Origin of the sequence: Nocardioides sp. AX2bis (genome assembly GCF_902506435.1) — a bacterium.
GTDB lineage: Bacteria > Actinomycetota > Actinomycetes > Propionibacteriales > Nocardioidaceae > Nocardioides.
Map to the genome: position 1 here is coordinate 1038899 of NZ_LR733215.1, position 16663 is coordinate 1055561.

The 16663-nt window shown below is 71.9% G+C and carries 18 protein-coding genes; 9 read left to right on the top strand and 9 right to left on the bottom strand.

Annotated elements, in window-relative coordinates:
• Positions 1–2 precede the first annotated feature (2 nt).
• From GV155_RS04935 to GV155_RS04955, 5 genes are all read right to left on the bottom strand, one after another.
• Positions 3–701: a hypothetical protein gene (locus GV155_RS04935; protein WP_160005799.1), complete on the bottom strand. Its 699-nt coding sequence runs from the start codon at positions 699–701 to the stop codon at positions 3–5.
• A gap of 1035 nt (positions 702–1736) precedes the next feature.
• Positions 1737–2936 carry a DUF3179 domain-containing protein gene (locus GV155_RS04940; protein WP_160005801.1) on the bottom strand — a complete coding sequence of 400 codons (1200 nt, stop codon included), beginning with the start codon at positions 2934–2936 and terminating at the stop codon, positions 1737–1739.
• Positions 2933–3823 carry a cytochrome c biogenesis CcdA family protein gene (locus GV155_RS04945; RefSeq protein WP_160005803.1) on the bottom strand — a complete coding sequence of 297 codons (891 nt, stop codon included), beginning with the start codon at positions 3821–3823 and terminating at the stop codon, positions 2933–2935. The genes GV155_RS04940 and GV155_RS04945 overlap by 4 nt, the downstream gene beginning before the upstream one ends.
• The gene (locus tag GV155_RS04950; protein WP_160005805.1) at positions 3823–4335 is read right to left on the bottom strand and encodes a TlpA family protein disulfide reductase; all 513 of its coding nucleotides are present in this window, start codon (positions 4333–4335) and stop codon (positions 3823–3825) included. The genes GV155_RS04945 and GV155_RS04950 overlap by 1 nt, the downstream gene beginning before the upstream one ends.
• A 37-nt stretch (positions 4336–4372) precedes the next feature.
• Complete coding sequence (locus GV155_RS04955; RefSeq protein WP_160005807.1) at positions 4373–4654, bottom strand: DUF427 domain-containing protein; 282 nt, start codon at positions 4652–4654, stop codon at positions 4373–4375.
• A 176-nt stretch (positions 4655–4830) separates the two neighbouring features.
• Between GV155_RS04955 and GV155_RS04960 the strand changes: the two genes are divergently transcribed.
• The 5 genes from GV155_RS04960 (at position 4831) to GV155_RS04980 (ending at position 8910) form a co-directional block, all read left to right on the top strand.
• Positions 4831–5373 (top strand): carboxymuconolactone decarboxylase family protein, encoded by a 543-nt coding sequence (locus GV155_RS04960; RefSeq protein ID WP_160005809.1) that lies wholly within the window; start codon positions 4831–4833, stop codon positions 5371–5373.
• A gap of 187 nt (positions 5374–5560) precedes the next feature.
• The gene (locus GV155_RS04965) at positions 5561–6127 is read left to right on the top strand and encodes an RNA polymerase sigma factor (RefSeq protein ID WP_160005811.1); all 567 of its coding nucleotides are present in this window, start codon (positions 5561–5563) and stop codon (positions 6125–6127) included.
• The gene (locus tag GV155_RS04970; protein ID WP_160005813.1) at positions 6124–6402 is read left to right on the top strand and encodes a zf-HC2 domain-containing protein; all 279 of its coding nucleotides are present in this window, start codon (positions 6124–6126) and stop codon (positions 6400–6402) included. The genes GV155_RS04965 and GV155_RS04970 overlap by 4 nt, the downstream gene beginning before the upstream one ends.
• Positions 6399–7841: a dihydrolipoyl dehydrogenase family protein gene (locus GV155_RS04975; RefSeq protein ID WP_201300057.1), complete on the top strand. Its 1443-nt coding sequence runs from the start codon at positions 6399–6401 to the stop codon at positions 7839–7841. The genes GV155_RS04970 and GV155_RS04975 overlap by 4 nt, the downstream gene beginning before the upstream one ends.
• On the top strand, positions 7831–8910 hold the full coding sequence (locus tag GV155_RS04980) for an NAD(P)/FAD-dependent oxidoreductase (RefSeq protein ID WP_160005815.1): 1080 nt from the start codon (positions 7831–7833) through the stop codon (positions 8908–8910). Before GV155_RS04975 ends, GV155_RS04980 begins: the two co-directional genes overlap by 11 nt.
• Before the next feature lie 4 nt (positions 8911–8914).
• On the opposite strand, the gene GV155_RS04985 is transcribed toward GV155_RS04980, so the two are convergent.
• The 4 genes from GV155_RS04985 to GV155_RS05000 form a co-directional block, all read right to left on the bottom strand.
• Positions 8915–10189, bottom strand: coding sequence for a radical SAM protein (locus tag GV155_RS04985; protein WP_201300058.1), 1275 nt, complete (start codon positions 10187–10189; stop codon positions 8915–8917).
• Between the two features lie 164 nt (positions 10190–10353).
• Entirely contained in the window at positions 10354–11046 is a 693-nt protein-coding gene (locus GV155_RS04990) for a TVP38/TMEM64 family protein (RefSeq protein ID WP_236554002.1), read from the bottom strand.
• A 74-nt stretch (positions 11047–11120) separates the two neighbouring features.
• Positions 11121–11765 carry a CDP-alcohol phosphatidyltransferase family protein gene (locus tag GV155_RS04995; protein WP_160005821.1) on the bottom strand — a complete coding sequence of 215 codons (645 nt, stop codon included), beginning with the start codon at positions 11763–11765 and terminating at the stop codon, positions 11121–11123.
• Positions 11765–12445, bottom strand: a complete 681-nt coding sequence (locus GV155_RS05000) for a TVP38/TMEM64 family protein (RefSeq protein WP_160005823.1) — start codon at positions 12443–12445, stop codon at positions 11765–11767. Before GV155_RS05000 ends, GV155_RS04995 begins: the two co-directional genes overlap by 1 nt.
• 105 nt (positions 12446–12550) lie before the next feature.
• Here GV155_RS05000 and GV155_RS05005 point away from each other — a divergent pair, with 105 nt between their 5' ends.
• Genes GV155_RS05005 through GV155_RS05020 form a run of 4 tightly spaced genes read left to right on the top strand, consistent with a single transcriptional unit; the run spans position 12551 to position 16600 of the window.
• Positions 12551–13789: an ABC transporter substrate-binding protein gene (locus GV155_RS05005; RefSeq protein WP_201300059.1), complete on the top strand. Its 1239-nt coding sequence runs from the start codon at positions 12551–12553 to the stop codon at positions 13787–13789.
• Positions 13786–14637: an ABC transporter gene (locus GV155_RS05010; protein ID WP_160005825.1), complete on the top strand. Its 852-nt coding sequence runs from the start codon at positions 13786–13788 to the stop codon at positions 14635–14637. Before GV155_RS05005 ends, GV155_RS05010 begins: the two co-directional genes overlap by 4 nt.
• Positions 14634–15458, top strand: coding sequence for an ABC transporter permease (locus tag GV155_RS05015; protein ID WP_201300060.1), 825 nt, complete (start codon positions 14634–14636; stop codon positions 15456–15458). The genes GV155_RS05010 and GV155_RS05015 overlap by 4 nt, the downstream gene beginning before the upstream one ends.
• On the top strand, positions 15458–16600 hold the full coding sequence (locus GV155_RS05020) for an ABC transporter ATP-binding protein (protein ID WP_160005827.1): 1143 nt from the start codon (positions 15458–15460) through the stop codon (positions 16598–16600). The genes GV155_RS05015 and GV155_RS05020 overlap by 1 nt, the downstream gene beginning before the upstream one ends.
• Positions 16601–16663 lie beyond the last annotated feature (63 nt).

Genomic DNA, 16663 nt, shown 5'->3' on the forward strand with positions numbered 1-16663 from the left:
GGTCAGAGCTGGGCAGACAGAAACGCCCGGGCTGCGGGGAGGTCGGCACAGACAGAGGCCACCGCGAATGCCCGGTCCTCAGCCGCGCCCGCGACGGCCCGATGGTCATCGTCGGGTCGGGCGCACCGCATGGCCGTGAGGGTGCGCAGTGCGTCGCTGGCGGTCGCGACGTCGGCGGGGGCGGGGCGGCTGAGGTGCCGGGTCACGAAGTCGTGGACGCCGCGGACGTCGACCGAGCAGGTCACCCAGGGCGCGGTCGCGTCGCGCGCCCACTGCTGCCACCGCGGGTCGGGGTCGCCCAGTGCGGCGGTGATCGCGGAGACGGTGTGCGCAGGGTCCTCGGGGTGGTCCTCGATGGTGGCGGCGAGGTCGGCGAACGCTGCGGTGCCGCCACGGGGGAGGAGCGTCTCGACGACGCGATGGTCGGCCGGTTGCCACAGCCAGGGCCCCAGCGATGCACCGAGGGTGGGGGTGTCGAGGTGGTCCAGGACGGCGACCGCCGCGAGAGCGGTGCTGAACAGCTGGGTCAGCAGTGACTGGTACTGCCCGCGGAGGGGACCGGTGGCGTGCGGGTTCTCGGTGACGAAGGAGCACCCTGGGCGCAGGTGCAGGTCGGCCAGGTCCTGGGCGCCGCGCTGGACGGTACGCAGGACCTGGGGCCGGCCGCTCTGGCGGACCCGGGACCACACGAGGTCACTCACCTGGTCAAGCAGAAGCGACGCAGCGGGGTGCTCGGCGACCCAGAGGGCCCGGCTGAGGTGCGCTTCACTCGCACCTGCCAGACGCAGCGCCATCGCGGACACCGCCTCGGACCAGGGCCCACCCTCAGCTGGAAGGAGGCCAGCCAACGGCGCCGCATCTCCTCGGCGGGTGACCTGGGCCCGGTGACCTCTCTCAGGCAGCGAGGGTGGCGGTGGGACGGTCGGTGAGTCGACGGAGGAGGTCAGTGCTGCCACCAGCGCGGCTTGCGCGGGCGAGAGTCCCACAGTTCGCAGGAGAACGGTCTCGGGCTGTACGGGTGGCGGGGGTTTCACTAGGCTCCACCGCAGGACTAGCGGGGCGGTCTGCGCAGGTCCGGTGTTCGGGAGGCTCACGGCGATGATGCCTCTGCTCGTGGTGCCGCCGCGGCGTTCGGGTGCGCCCCGGTGGACCGTGAGGTCGTCGAACCACACGGTGTCGCCGAGGTTCAGGTGTCCGGCGAGGAGTTCGCGGGCTACTTCATGGACGACCTCCGTGCGCGCTCCAGCTCCCAGCAGGAACCCTTGCGGCCCGGCGGCCCTCAGGTGGAGCTCGGGCCGGCCGAGGTCGGCAAGACCGCGGGTGGTGGTCTGCTCGTCCTGGGCCATCGCGGGACTGATCGTGTGCTCGATGCAGAACAGCGGTTCGCGCGAGGGCGTCATGGGAAGAGCCGAGGGGTCAAGTTGAGGGAAGGGCTTGAAAAGGGATCGTGGCACGTCCTAGGAGCTGCTGGCGCAGGCGGCGCCTCCTGTTCAGGGGTGGTCATGCCGTCAGTGTCGCGGGCCGTCACGACATCCGCACGAATTTCTCCGGCTGTCGGCTCGTTCGCGCAACCCCATAGGGAGCGTGGCCTGATGCGGAGCCGGTATGCGCGGGGCTGGCCACCGCGATCGACTGCACGGACGGTGGCCACCCGTCGTACTTCGGGGCGCCGGACCTGCGGGCGACGTCGCTGGGGGAGGTCGCTGACGCACTGAGGTGACGCCTGCGGAGGCGCGTCAGCCTCCGGACACGAGCCCCGTGTCGGGCTGGAAGGCGGCCCAGGCGAACCAGAACGTGTCGAGGTACTCCACGGCCGTGAGCTGCTCGCCGGCGAGCGGCCCGTTGAGGGCGCGCCCGAAGAAGTTCCACACCGACCCGGTCTGCTGGTCTTGAAACGTACCGTCGTCGGCTCGGGTGAAGTCCAGGGTCCTCCCGCCGACCTCGGGGGCGAAGGCGGCGACTGACCCGATCTCGGCGCCGTCGGGGATCTGCTGGGTGTCAAGAGCCGACACCTGCCCCGGCGCGTGCCACAGCACGACACGGTCGGAACCCACTTCGACGTGCTGGACGCCTCGATCGGCCAGCAGGTCCCGCGACACGGCAACCGCGTCCTCACCCTCCCCGACACCGACCACGCGAGACTTCGCGGGAGAACGGGTGTCCGGGCCGTTCGGGAGCGCGAAGAGAGGCTGAGAGTCTGGGTCGTCGTAGCCGACGTAGGGGTTGGTGAGGTAGTCGCGGTCGTGACCGGTCGACCTGCTGAGCACGCGCGCGTCCGGGTGCTCCTCGCGGAACTGCGCCCAGCCGACCGCTCCGACCGGGATGCTCTCGAGCTGGGTGCCCGTGAGCGTGCCCACCGAGGCCCGTCCGGTCAGCTGGGGCCACAGCGACTCGGTGAGCCGGTCGTACATCACGAGGTTGTCGGCGTAGAGCGTGCCGGAGACCCCGAACGTGGTGGTCTGCCCTGAGACGCTGCGCTCGAAGGCGACCCCGGAGTTGCAGAGCGGGCAGTACGTCACTGCGACCGGGACCCCGGCAAGCTCATCGTTGACGATCTCGTGCCATGTCACGATCCGGATCGGGTACGCCTTTGTCTCCTTGTCGATCGTCAGCGAGAGCACCGGTTCGTCGTCGTCGAGCCAGTCCACTTCCGAGACCGGTTGAAAGAGGGGGGCGTCGATGGAAGGGATGCCGTCCGGCGGCGGCCCGCCCTGCAGGAGGTCATCGAGGTCGATCAACGGCTCGGGGAAGTCGGGGTGTGCCGGGTCATCCAGCGCGGACGGTGGTCTCTCGCCGGCCGTAGCGGTGCCGCCGTTGTCGACCTCCCCTGCGGACCGGAGTTCATCGCGGTCGCCGCGATCGTTCGGAGCGGTCGCGCAGGCCACCAGCACGAACGACAGTGCTCCTGCCGCCGTCAGGCGCCCAGTGACCTTCATCGTCCCGCCCTCTCGCCCATCGCCAGGTCGTTCCGGGCGCCGCGGGCGCGTCGCCGCGTGACGAGGGCGGCGAGGAGAAGCAGCGCCCCGGCCGTCAGCCACCCGAGGGGGCCGATGGAGTCCACGAGCCGCGCTAGCTGCTGCTGGAGCGACGCGGCCGCGTCGATGACCGGATCGTCTGGGTCTTCGCCGGCCAGGACCCGCAGCTCCCACCAGCCGTAGTAGGCGACGTAGGATCCGGCTGCTGCGAGCAGGGCGCCCGCCGCTCGGGGCGCCCAGCGACCGGCGCCACGGAGGCGCCCAATCGTGGTGGGCGAGGCGAAGACCGTCGCCAGTGCGAGCGTCCCCACCACCAGCCCCATCCCGACGGCATACGCCACGAACAGGGTCAGCCCCTCGAGGACCGAGCCGCTGCGGAACCCGCCGACGACCACGGCCAGGAACGGTGCGATCGTGCAGGAGATGGAGGCGATCGCATAGCTGGCGCCGAAACCGGTCATCGACCAGAAGGAACGGGTCAGTGGTCGGGCTCCCGTGGAACGCGACGAGCGGCCCAGTCGTGGGAGCGAAAGCGTGCGACCCGCTACCAGCCACACGCCCATGAGTGCGAGCGTGGCCCCCAGCACGACGGTGAACCACGGCAGGTGCCGTTGCAGCTGACCTGCGACCGGGGAGATGACCAGGCCGAAGACGACGAACACGCCGGCAAAGCCTGAGGTCATGGCGATGCTGAGGGCTGCGGCGCGTCTCGCGGCAGCGGGGCGGGACAGCGACTCGCTCCCGGCGAGGAGGAGCGAGACGTACGCCGGGAGCAGGGCGAAGCCGCACGGGTTGACGGCGGCGAGCATGCCGGCGCCGACAGCGACGACGAGCAGGCCCTCGGACATCAGCCCACCAGATCCTCGACGAGGGCGGCCAGCTCGGCGTCGTCCAGGTAGCCCGAGGCCTGCTCCGTCCCGGTCTCGTCGAGGACGAGGTAGGTGCTCTGGGCGGTCACGCCGAACTGGCGCCACACGGCACCGTCGGGGTCGGCGAGCAGTGTGACGTCGGTGGACACCTCAGCGGCAAAGCCCTCGATGGCCGCCTGCTCGTCGAGCGACCCGACGCCGACGACGTTGACCTCGTCGCCGTAGTTCTCGGCGAGCTCGCCGACACCGGAGATCTGGGCGCGACAGGTGGGACACCACGGTGCCCAGAACCAGAATACGGTCGGCTTGCCGGCGAGAGTGCTGGCGTCGAAAGCGTCACCGTCGACGGTCTCCGAGGTGAAGTCGAGCACCGCCGACGTGGCCGCCCTCGACGTACCGGTCGAGGTGTCGTCGATCGCTGTCTCCCCGGCGGCGAGGTTCTCCCCTCCGGTGCCACATCCTGAGAGCAGCAGCACGAGGAGGGCGACCAACCCGATCAGAGGTCGAGTCCGTGTGCGCGCACCCATGTCAGTCCGCCACCTCGACGGCCTTCCCGAAGGCCACCCGGCCACTGATCTGGGCGGCTTCGGGGCTGGGGTCGGGGTAGAACCAGGCCGCGTCCTCGTTGATCTGGCCGTCGACCTCGAGTGAGTAGTAGGAGGCCTGCCCCTTCCATGCACAAGAGGTTCGCCTCGACGACGGGCGCAAGAGGTCCTCGCGGACCGAGCTCACCGGGAAGTAGTGGTTGCCCTCCACGACTACCGTGTCGTCGCTCTCGGCGACCGTGGCGCCGTTCCACACTGCTTTCATGCTGACCTCGCTGCTGGGTCGGTGACTGGGTGCCTAGGAAACCCGGCGGAGGATGGGGTTCCTTCCCACTCGGTGAGAAGAGGTGCGTGACGCCGTCCACGCGGTCGAGTCGGAATGCTGTCCGACCGTGGCCGGGTTCCCCAACGGACAACCGAAATCCATCCCTCGGAGGAGACATGCCCCGCATTCCCGTCCACACCACGGACAGCGCACCTCAGGCCAGCCGCGACGCGCTCAAGCAGCTCGAGGCGAAGTACGGCAAGGTGCTCAACATCCACGGCGAGATGGCGCACTCACCCGCAGTCCTGCACTCCTACGTCGCTCTGCAGGACGTGATTCGCGAGCACGCGCTGCTCGACGCCCGGGTCCGTGAGGCGATCGCCCTCGCGGTGGGCAACCAGGACGAGTGCACCTACTGCCAGTCCGCGCACACCGGAGGCGGCAAGGCGGCTGGCCTTGGCGACGACGAGATGATTGCCATCCGTCGCGGTGAGGCCGACTTCGATCCTGCCCTCGACGCGCTGCTCAACCTGGCACGGGAGTACACCGCCAAGGTCGGCAACACCAGCGACGCCGCGTGGCAGGCCGCACTGGACGCGGGGTGGAGCCAGGAGCAGCTGACCGAGCTCTCGGCCCACGTGACACTGAACCTGCTGACGAACTACTTCAACCACCACGTTCACACCGAGCTCGACGTGCCCCAGGCACCCGAGATCTGAGGAGCGGACCACCCGTGCGAGGGCCGACGCCGACCAGGCGTCGGCCCTCGCGGCTTCGGGCGGCTCGTTGATCGGGACAGCCGTGCCAGGCTCGCCGCATGCCGCCTCTCTGTCTGTGCCCCGCCCCGGCCGCGCGGGCCTGCCCCGCGTCTGGAAGACACTCGGACCGTCGAAGGGTTCCCGTGGCATGAGTGAGGCGAGCGCCCCCGACGATGCCGCGCGGAGGTGTGCCTTCGCGGAGATCGTCGAGCCGGAGATCGAGGTGATGTTGCGGGTGGCGCGGAGCATCACCGGCAGCACGGCTGACGCAGAGGACCTCGTGCAGGAGTCGCTCGTACGTGCCTTCCGGGCCATCGACCGGTTCGACGGCCGCCACCCGCGCGCGTGGTTGCTCACGATCCTGCGCAACACGAACGCCAACATGCACCGCAGGCGCCGGCCGATCGCGGTCGACGACTGGGAGCTGATCCATGCCTCCCGACCCGCCTTCGGGACAACGGAGTCCCCGGGCGCCGAGGAGGTGTACGTCGTGGAGGAGCTCGACGGGGCGCTCCAGGCCGCCGTCTCGGGACTGGACCCGAAGTTCCGCTCCGCGCTCGTGCTCGTCGACGTCCACGACCTGTCGTACGCCGAAGCCGCCGCGGTCCTCGACGTGCCCGTCGGCACCGTCATGTCCCGGCTGAGCCGCGCACGCGAACGCGTGCGCAAGGCACTCGGCCCCACCTTCACCACCACCCGAGGGGAGCAGTCATGACTGGAGCGCTCCGGCAGATGATCACCTGCCACTGGACCGCACGCCGCCTCCAGCGATACCTGGACGCCGATCCGGCCGCGCCTCTGACGCCGGGAGAGATCACCCGGCTCGAGGAGCACATCGCCACCTGCGAGAGGTGCAGCGAGGTCATGCGCCAGCATCGCCTGCTGCACCGTGCCCTGTCCTTGTGGTCGGGCCGACGACCCGTGGACCCGGCCTCGGTCGACCGGATGCGCACCGTCCTTGACGACTTGATCGACGGGCGGCAGAGGTGAGCGCGCCTGACCGCTGGGACCTGCTGGTCCTGGGAGGCGGCACCGCCGGGATCGTCGCGGCGAAGACGGCAGCCCGCCTCGGTGCACGGGTGGTCCTGATCGAACGGGACCGCACCGGCGGCGACTGCCTATGGACCGGGTGCGTGCCGTCCAAGGCGCTGCTGGCCGCAGCGGACGCGGCTGCTGGCGCCCGTAGTGCTGGACGGTTCGGGGTCACGGTCGATGAGGTGCGGGTGGACTTCGCGCGGGTGATGGAGCACGTGCACGCAGCGATCCGCCAGATCGCGCCCGTCGACTCGATCGAGGCGCTGGAAGCAGCTGGACTGACCGTGCGCACCGGCGAGGGCAGATTCGTCGGGGACAACACGCTGGACCTTGACGGCGAGAACGTCCGCTTCACCCAAGCGGTGGTCGCGACGGGTGCCGCGCCGGCCGCGCCGCCCATCCCGGGACTGGCAGAGCTCGACTTTCTGACCAGCGACACGGTGTGGGACCTCACCGAGGCGCCGCGCCGGGTGGCGGTCCTCGGTGGGGGCAGCATCGGCTGCGAGCTCGGACAGGGGTTGTCGCGGCTCGGCATCGAGGTGAGTGTGGTCGAGGGAGCGCCTCGCGTGCTGCCACGTGAGGACGCCGCGGCTGCTTCGGTCGTGCACCGCGCGCTGGAGTCCGACGGTGTCACGATCCTGACCGGTCAGTCGGTGACGTCAGTCGTTGCGTCGGACTCCCAGTCGGGATGGCTGGTCCTCGACGACGGAGAGGAGGTCGCATTCGACCGGTTGCTGGTCGCCGTCGGACGAAGACCCCGGACCACCGACCTCGGGCTGGACACTGTCGGGGTCGACGTGGACGAGCGCGGATTCGTCGTCGTCGACCGGCGGTTGCGGACCACCAACCCCCGCATCTGGGCGGCCGGCGACCTGACGGGCCATCCCCAGTTCACGCACGTCGCCGGCGTCCACGGCAGCCTTGCCGCCAGCAACGCGGTCCTGGCCGTACGGCGTTCGGTGGAGACCACGGCCGTGCCGCGCGTCACCTACACCCATCCCGAAGTCGCCGCCGTTGGCGTCGACACCGGACGCGAACGCGACGGGATCCGCATCCTCACCCTGGACCACCGCCACGTGGACCGAGCCGTGACCGAAGGCCTCACCGACGGACTCACGCGCCTGGCCGTCGACGGCAGGGGCCGGATCCTCGGAGCCACCGTCGTCGGCCCGCGGGCGGGGGAGACGCTGGGCGAGCTCGCGATCGCCGTCCGCCGAGGACTGCGCACGCGCGACCTGGCCGGCATCACGCACGCCTACCCGACGTGGAACGACGGACCGTGGAACGCCGCCATCGCCGACGTCCGGGAGCAGCTCGACCGCCCCACGACGCGGCGCGCCCTGCACACCCTGGCCCGGACCCGTCGATGGTGGCTCGAACGCCGTGCCGCCTGAGCGCCGCCTGCTGCTGGTGGGCGCCGGCCACGCACACCTCCACCTCCTGCACCACGCATCCCGCCTCGACGCCGCCGGCTACCGCACGACATTGGTGGCACCCGCGTGGTTCGACTACAGCGGAGCGGCGTCGGGCATCGCGGCCGGTGACCGCGACCCTGCGGAGGGCCGGCTCGACGTCGCGGCGCTCGCCCGGCGCAACCGGGTCAACTACAGGCAGGGCCTCGTCACCGAGGTCGACCCGTCGGCGCGGACGGCGACCACCGACGACGGGTCCAGGCTCGGGTGGGACGTGGTGTCGTTCAACATCGGCAGCGTCGCCGACGTCGGCTCCGGGGAGGGCGTCGTCGGGGCAAAACCCCTCGTCGACCTCGCCCGCCTGCGCGAGCGGCTCCGGGTGCCGCCGGCCGGGCGCGGCCACCACCTCACCGTCGTCGGCGCGGGAGCCAGCGGCATCGAACTTGCGGCACACCTCGCTGCCCGCGACGACACCGACCGTGTCCGCCTGCTGGAGCGCTCGTTGCGCGTCGGCGCCTTCCTGCCTCCTCGTGCGGCGCTCCGCCTCACCCGCCTGCTCGCGAGCAGGGGCGTGCAGGTCCTGACGCAGGCCGACCCCGTGCGCATCGAGGAGAACGCCGTCGTGCTGCGCGACGGGACGCGCCTCCCGCACGACACGGTGGTAGTCGCCACGGGACTCACAGCCCCACCACTGGCCACCCGGGCGCCGCTGGGCGGTCCAGGGGGCTTCGCGGTGCGGGCAACCCTCCAGCACCGCGACCACGACGACGTCTACGCCGTCGGCGACTGCGCCGATTTCCTCCCGGCCCCTCTCCAGCGCATCGGCGTGCACGGTGTCCGACAGGGGCCGGTGCTGCTCACGGCCCTCGAGGCCCGCGCGGGTGGCGCACCCGCGCCGGTCTACCGCCCGCAGAAGCGCGTGTTGTCGATCCTCGACCTCGGAGGTGGCACAGCGCTCGCGGTGCGCGGCCGGTGGTGGTGGCTCGGCCGCTCAAGCCTGGCACTCAAACGGCGCATTGACCGACGATGGCTCGCGACGTACAAGGGCTGAGGCATCAGCGGCGCGTCGGCATGGGGAGCAGCGTGAGTAGCTGTTTGTTCTCCACGGGATCGAGCACCGAGTGCTGTACGCAGGCGGGGACCAGCTCGCCGGTGTCGGGGTGGGCCATCGTGTAGACGCACGCCTGGAGCCGCTCCTGAGTCGCCTGGGTCTCGGCGTCGGCAGCGACTTCCCCCGCCTCCATGGCGCGCCAGGCGGGGATGACGGTCGCGGCGTCCATGAAGGCGTGCACGACGAAGGTCAATCCCCTGACCTCGCGGTGGGCAGCGGCACGGACCAGCGTCGACAGGCCGCCGGCGCGGCGGACGACCCGTCGGCTCCAGCGCAACGACATGGCGGCCAGGCGGGGCTCCCGCAGCGCCAACCGGAACACTTTCGCGACCGTGACCCACGGATGCTCGCCGCTGAGGGAGACCGCCGGGACGCGATTGAACACCTCGTCGCGGAAGCCCAGGTCAGCCGCCACAGCGGGATCGAGGAGCGGGACCCAGGTGTCGCCCACGACGATGCCGAAGGCCGAACGATTGCACCGCGGGTCACCGAACTGGAGAGCCTGCCACGCCACCGGCTGCTCCATGCCGGTCTCGATCTGCTTCCAGACCTCGTCGATGCTGACGGACTGCTCGTCGACGCCCCACCTGCGGGGATCACCCACCCGGGCGGCCGGCTGGAACGACATCATCGAGTAGCCCATGTGGCGCACGGCAGCGACGACACCGGCGACCTGGTCGCGGTTCGTGCGGGTCACCGTCATGTTGTGGGCCAGGAAGTAGCGCAGGCCGGTCTGCTGCTTGACGCGCTCGAACATCAAGGCGAACGCGGCACGATGTTCGTTCAGCTCTCGTTCGACTCGTGGCCGCGGCATCCCGCGACGCCCGCGCATGAGCGAGTCGAAGTGCGCCGCAAAGGACACGCGCGGCAGCCGGAGCCCTCCATCGGTTCGGGCGACGAGCGCACGGAGGTAACCCTCGTCGAAGTCTCCGTGGGTCATCGACATGGGTTCTCGACCTGCCGCCCGCATGGCTAGGAGGGACGCCGCGTGGTCGTCGGGCGAGAGCAGCGAGACCTCGCCACCGATGAGCTGGGCGTGGGCACGTGGCCCCCGTCGCTCCCGCAGCAGCGCCATCTGGCGCCGAACCTGGTCGAGCGTGTGGGCGCCGTCGGTGGGGACCTTGTTGGCGTCCGCGGAGTGGTAGCACGGAGAACAGGTCAGGTTGCACTTCGGGAAGACGCCGTGCGTGCCTTCGCAGCCCACGCCGATGCGGCCCAACGTCTGTGCTGCGGTCCTGGCCGTCGTCGGGAGCTCGGACCAACGGCGCCGCATCGCTGCGAGGGTCGCCGGGTGGACGGGCTCCGTCAGCTCAATGATCGAGCGAAAACGGGTCCGCAGCGCGGAGACACGGACCCTTCTGGTCGACCCCCGGAGGTTACCGATCATGAGTTGGAAGCGGGTGCGGGGCGGGTGCTCGTGGCCAGCAGCCGCCGGCCGATGGCGCCGCCGAGGAGGGTGAGCACCAACAGGCCTCCGACGCCGATGACGATGCCGCGCGGGTCTGCCCCCGAGGCGCCGACAGCGGCGTACGCGAGGGCGCCGGGCACGATGCCGAGCGCCGTACCGAGCACGTAGTCGCGCAGGCGCACCCCGAGCAGCCCGGAGGCGTAGTTGATCGGTGTGAAGGGGAACAGCGGCAGGAGCCTGACGGCGAGCACCGCGACCAGCCCGTGGCGAGCCAGCACCCTGTCGGCGTGCTCGAGCCGACCGCGCAGCATGCGATCGACGGCCGGGCGGCCCAGACGTCGGCCGAGGAGGAAGCCGCCGAAGGCGCCGAGCAGTGCGCCCGCCCAGGCCAGCAGGGTGCCCCACCACAGCCCGAAGAGCACACCGCTGAGAATCGTGAGCAAGGAGGCAGGTGACGGCACGAGCACCAGCAGGGCGTACCCGACCACGAACACCGCCGCCCCAGCCCACCCCGCTGACTCCACCAGCGCCTGGAGGCGCTCGGGTCCGCTCCAGCCACTCAGGTGCAGCGCGACCGAGGCCGCGGCGAAGGCGAGGACCAGCGCCACCAGGCGCAATCGATCCGACCGGGATGACACATCTTCGCCACCCGTCACATCGTCGGCCACATGGTCGCGAGCTGGCGGAGTCCTCATGTGACAGGGAACCCTCCGACTGCCCCGGTGGCTTCCACTCGCCCCGGTCACGAGCTCGCGGCGGCCGGCCCGCGCAGGGTGCGATAGCCGGCGATGATCCGGTGGGCGGCGCTGAGGCCCACCACGCCCGCCCACACGGTGGCGACCTGGGGGGCGTACGCAGGCACGAGCAGCCACAGGGAGTGCACGAGGATCGTCTCCGCCCCCTCGGCGATCCCGCCGAGGAAGCTCAACGACCGGCCGTCGTCGATGCGGTGCCCCGTCCGCTCCGCGATCGAGGAGAAGGCCAGGAACGCGGTGCCGTTGACGTAGTAGGCCAGCAGCACGGCCAGGAAGGGGAGCCAGTCGACGAGGGTCGCCGGGGTTCCGGTGGTGCCGACGGCGACCCCGACGACCGTGGCGCCGTAGGCGACGAAGTCAGCGGTGATGTCGAGGAAGCCGCCGGCGGGGGAGCCCTGCCCGGTGCCTCGCCGGCGGGCGAGCGGCCCGTCCAGGCCGTCCAGGGCGCGGGAGATCAGCCACGCGAGGAGTGCCCAGCCCCACATCTGGCCGGCCGCGAGCGCGGCGCTGGCCAGTCCGAGCACCAGCCCGGCCACCGTGAGGCGGTCGGGCGTCACCCACGACCGGTCAATCCGCCCGGCGACCGAGGCCAGCGGGCCGTCGAGACGACGACGGAGCATGGCATCGAACATCACGTCTCCTCTGCGTCGGGGGCCGGCGCGGGCGCAGCGCGGCCATCATCGCGCACCAAGCGTCGGCCGAGGACCGTGCCGAGCCCGACGAGGGCCACTAGGACCGCGACCCCGGCGAAGATGCCCCAGGGGTCGGCGCCCCACGCACCCAGGGCGGCGTAGGCGAGGCTCCCCGGCACCATGCCCAGCGCCGAACCGAGGAGGTAGTGGCGCCAGCGCACCCCGGTGAGCCCGGCTGCGTAGTTGATGACGGTGAACGGGAGCACCGGCGTGAGTCGCGCCGCCAGGACCGCGCCGAACCCGTGGTCACCCAGCAGTCGGTCGGCGCGCTCCACCCGTCCGCTGGTCAGCCGGTCGACCGCGTCCCGCCCCAGGGCACGGCCCAGCCCGAAGGCGGCCGCGGCCCCGCCCAAGGCCGCGATCCAGGACAGAAGGGCGCCGAGCCAGAGCCCGAACAGCAGCCCGCCCAGCGCCGTGAGCAGTGCCTTGGGCGCCGGCAGCAGGCACAGCAGGGCGTAGCCGGCGACGAACACGGCGGCACCCCACGGTCCTGATGCGTCTACTTGGTCGCGCAGCAGCCGGACGTCGTCCCATCCGCGCATCTGCTCGACGACGAACACCGCGAGCAGGAGCGTCGCCAGCGCGCCGAGCCGTGCCCACGCCCGGGTCCGGCTGGTCACCCGCGTTGGCTCCACACGGAGGGAAGTCTGCACGACCTCCACCGTGTTCCCGGTACGACAAGGTTGGACCTGCCCAGCCACATCGCTTGAGGAGACACCATCGCCGTGAGTGCCCGCCCCATGACCCTGGCAGCGACCGCGCTTGCCTCGGCGCTGCTCGTCAGCGCCTGCGCGGCCCCGTCTGCCGACAGCCCCACGGCGTCGGTCGACCGGCCGTGGGACGAGGTGTTGGCCGAGGCGGAGGGCCAGACGGTGGACCTGTGGATGTACGGCGGCGACGATCGCGGCAACGCCTACGTCGACGACGTGCTGGCTCCGGCGGCCGCCGACCTCGGTGTCACGGTGCGGCGGGTGCCGGTGGCGGACACCAAGGACGCGATGCGACGCCTCCTCGCCGAGCGGGCCGCCGGCGAGGACGATGGTTCCGTCGACCTGGTGTGGGTCAACGGCGACAACTTCGCCACCGGCCAGGAGGCCGGCGCGTGGCTGTGCGGCTGGTCCGACGACCTGCCGAACATGCGCTACGTCAGCGACGAGGACCCCTTGGTGAGTGAGGACTTCGGAGTGCCGGTCGAGGGGTGCGAGTCGCCCTGGCACAAGGCGCAGTTCACCTTCGCCTACGACTCCGCCCGGGTCACTGATCCACCCACCACCGTCGCCGGGCTGCTCGACTGGGCCGAGGCCCACCCCGGCCGCTTCACCTATCCCGCGCCGCCCGACTTCACCGGCTCGGTCTTCGTGCGGCAGGCCCTCTATGCGCTGTCCGGGGGCGCGGAGGGGGTCCCGGCGGCTTACGACGAGGGTGCGTACGGCGAGTTGACGCCTCCGCTGTGGGAGCGGTTGCGCGACCTCGCGCCCGCGCTGTGGCGCGAGGGACGCACGCACCCGCGGGACCAGGTCGCGCTGGACCGGCTGTTCGCCGACGGCCAGGTGGACTTCACCATGACCTACGGTCCCGCGACCCTCACCGAGCTGGTCGCGGACGGCACCTTCCCGCCGACCACCCGGGTGCTCGAGGTCGAGGACGGGACCATCGGCAACGCCAGCTTCCTCGCGATCCCCGCCAGCTCGCCGGACCAGGCCGGGGCGATGGTCGTCGCCGACCTGGCCCTGTCGCCCGAGCAGCAGGTCGCGAAGGCCGACCCCGACGTGTGGGGACAGTTCACCGTCCTCGACATCGCGCTGCTCGAGGACGAGGCCGCGCGTGCCTTCGACCGGCTGCCTGACTCACCGGTGGTGCCGGCGTACGACGACCTGTCCCGCAACGCGCAGCCGGAGCTTTCCTCGTCCTGGGTGACACCGCTCGACGAGGGCTGGCGACGCGAGGTCCTCGGTCGCCCATGACGAGTCGGGGGGCGGGCGGGGCCGCGCCCGGGATCGTGGCCATCACCGTGGTCGCGGGGACCGGCATGGCTGCGGTGGTGGCGACCTCGGTCGGGTTGATGCCGTTGTACGGCGAGCCCGCGCCGAGCCTCGACGGCTGGCGGTCGGCCGCGCCCGACCTGGTGGCCGGGATCGGGGAGTCGCTGCTGATCGCCGTGCCGGCGACGGTCCTCGCGGCCCTGGTCGGCTTCCTCCTGGCGACGCTGATGCTTGGAGGCGGCCGGGCGGCGGCCGTCCTACGCCTGGCGTGCCTCGCGGTGCTCGCGGTCCCGCACCTGGTGGGAGCGACCTCGGTGTCGCTGCTCCTGGGCGACGGGGGAGTGGGTGCCCGCCTCGCCGCGCGGGCGGGCGGCGACGGCTGGCCGGCGCTCGTCGGCGGGTCGTGGCCGGTCGCGACCGTCCTCGAGCTTGCGTGGAAGGAGTCGGCGTTCGTCGCCCTCGTAGTCCTGGCCGCGGTCGCACCGGGTCACCGGATGCGCATGCAGGTCGCGGCAGGCCTGGGAGCCCGTCCTGTCCAGCGGCTCGTCCGGGTGCTGCTGCCCACGGCCGCGCCCGCGGTCGGCGCCGCCTCCCTGGTCACGCTCGTCTACGCCATCGGGTCTTACGAGGTGGCCTGGCTGCTCGGACGGGCGGTTCCAGAACCCCTACCAGTGCTGGCCTTCCGGCTCTTCGGCTCCATCGAGCTGACCGATCGTCCGGCCGCCGCGGCCGCCGCGGTGACCGGCTCCGTCCTCGCCCTCTGCGTCGCCGTCCCGGCGCTCGCGGCGCTCCCGCGCCTGCGGGCGCTCTCGTCGGGTGGTGCGCCGTGAGACGGGTCCTGCCGGTGGCCGGTCTGGTGCTGGCGCTGCTCTGGCTGGTCGTGCCGCTGGCGCCGGTCCTGGTGTGGGCGGGAGCGGAGCGGTGGAGCTACCCCGACCTGCTTCCCGGCGCCTGGGGCGTCACGGGCTGGCGCGACGCCGCTGCGGCCGGGCTGCCGTTCGCGCTGCTGCGTTCGCTCGCGTTGGGTCTCGCTGTTGCTGCCGTCGCGACACCGCTGGGGGTAATGACGGGGCGGGTGCTCGGCTGGCGGCTCACCGGGCGACCCCGGCTGGTGGTCGCCGCTCTGCTGGTGCCGCTGGTCCTGCCGCCCTTCGCCGTGGCCATGGGCCTCGACGTGGTGCTGATCCGCGTCGGCCTTCCCGAGCTGGTGTCGGTGGTGCTGCTCCTGTCGGTGGTGGCGATCCCCTACACGGCGTACACGAGCGCGACCGCGTTCGCGCGGACGTCGCCGGAGCTGGAGGCCCAGGCGCGAGCCCTGGGTGCGACCCCCCGCCAGGCCCGTCTGCGGGTGGTGCTGCCAGCCGTGCGGGGCAGCATCCTCGTGGCGGCGCTGCTGGCCTTCCTGGTCGGGTGGAGCGACTACGTCGTCACGCTGCTGGTGGGTGGCGGGCAACTCGTGACCGCGCCCGTCCTGCTGGGAGCCGCGGCGTCCGGCTCCGGGAACGACGCTGCGGTCGCCGCGATGGCGCTGGCCACCCTCGTGCCACCCGTGGCTCTGGTGACCGTCGCCGCCCTGCGGGTCCGAAGCAGCGGTCGCACCGCGGCGGACCGTCTGCCCGAGTCCGTGCCCCCCGAGGAGAGGATGCGCTGATGAGCACCCTCGAGGTCCGCGGCCTGTGGCACCGTTATGCCGACGCGGACACCCCCGCCCTCCGGGGCGCATCCGTTGCGGTCGCGGACGGCGAGATGGTCTCCGTCGTCGGACCCTCGGGATCCGGCAAGAGCACCCTCCTGCGCGTCGCGGCCGGCCTGCTGCGCTCCACCTCCGGACAGGTGCTGGTGGACGGCCGCGACGTCGCCGACCAGCCCACCGAGCGGCGCGACCTCACGGTGATGTTCCAGCACCCGCTGCTCTTCGAGCACCTCGACGTAGCCGGCAACATCGCCTTCGCCCCCCGGCTTGCCGGTTCCGGACGTCGGGAGGCCCGCCGGTGTGCCCAGCGCTACCTGCGGCTGGTGCATCTCGAAGGACTGGACTCGCGCGACGTCGCGTCGCTGTCCGGTGGCCAGCAGCAGCGGGTCGCGCTCGCCCGGGCGCTGGCGGCCGAGCGCGGTGCGTTACTTCTCGACGAGCCCTTCAGCTCTTTGGACCGCGAGCTCCGGGCGTCGATGCACGACCTGCTCGCAGAGGTCCGCGCGGCGCTGGCGCCGACCATCCTCATGGTCACCCACGACCTCGACGAGGCGGCGCTCGCCGAGTCGACCGTCGTGCTCGTCGACGGGAGCGTCCACCAGCATGCGCCGATGGCCGAGGTCTACCAGCGGCCCGCGACGGTGGCTGTCGCCCGCCTGCTGGGCGGCTTCACCGAGGTCGCCGGCACGGTCCGCGACGGCGCACACCACTCAGCGTGGGGGCGGCTGCCCGTCGCGGCCGAGGCAGCGGGTGACGGTGCCGCGGTTCTCCTGGTACGCCGGGAGGCGCTGCGTATCGAGCCCGCCGATGGCGGCACCACCGGCACCGGGCTCGAGGCCCACGTGGTGCGGCGCCGTCCCACCGGGACTCGCGTCGTCCTCTCCCTCATGGGCTCTGACGACTCACGCATGGAGGTCGAGCTCCCGATCGGCGAGGACGTCGGCCCGGGCACCCGAGTCCGAGTGCTGCCTCCAGACGGTCGGTCCTCGCTGTGGGCGGTGCGGGGCGTCACATCCGGCGGGAACGCCCAGGGCATCTCGTCGGGTTCCCACGACAGCCCGTACGTGGCGCGAACACCATTGAAGGAGACCCGGTCATGACGTCATCGTGGAGCGGCGAGAACGCCGTCAGGTTCGGCCCGGAGGCGTGCCAGTGAACGCGCC